Below are 496 nucleotides of genomic sequence, written 5' to 3' on the forward strand. Positions count from 1 at the left end.
TGATATACCACTTAATACAGCCCGGGATAAAAATATAAAGGTCATACCTTTTTATATATCTTTTGACTCGGAAAACTACTCAAAAGAGCTTTTTGAGATGCCGCGTGAGGAGTTTTTTGAAAATCTCATTGAAAAAAAATTATTTCCAAAGACTTCCCTGCCTTCCGTGCAGGACTACATTGATGCTTTCACGCCATCACTTGACAAAGGAAAAGACATGATCTGTTTTACAATAACAGATACACTTAGCGGCTCCTACCATTCAGCCGCCTCAGCAGGCGATATACTGTCTGAAAAATATAAAGGCTCAAAAATATTTATTATTAATTCATGGCTCGCTACAGGTGCCATGCAGCTTATGATATTTGAAGCCTGCCGTATGCGCGATACAGGAATGGAAGCCAAAGAGGCCTATGAGATATGCCTCAAAATGAGGAATGATTCGCGCATTATGTTTATGGTCGGAGCTTTAACACACCTTGAAAAGGGCGGAAGA

Annotated in this window: 1 protein-coding gene; it reads left to right on the forward strand. The window is 39.9% G+C overall.

What is annotated here, in order from left to right; all coding sequences use genetic code 11:
- On the forward strand, nt 1-496 hold a 496-nt coding region (locus OH146_RS13625), incomplete at both ends, for a DegV family protein (RefSeq protein ID WP_265161741.1).

Source organism: Homoserinimonas sedimenticola (genome assembly GCF_026094475.1).
GTDB classification, from domain to species: domain Bacteria; phylum Actinomycetota; class Actinomycetes; order Actinomycetales; family Microbacteriaceae; genus Homoserinimonas; species Homoserinimonas sedimenticola.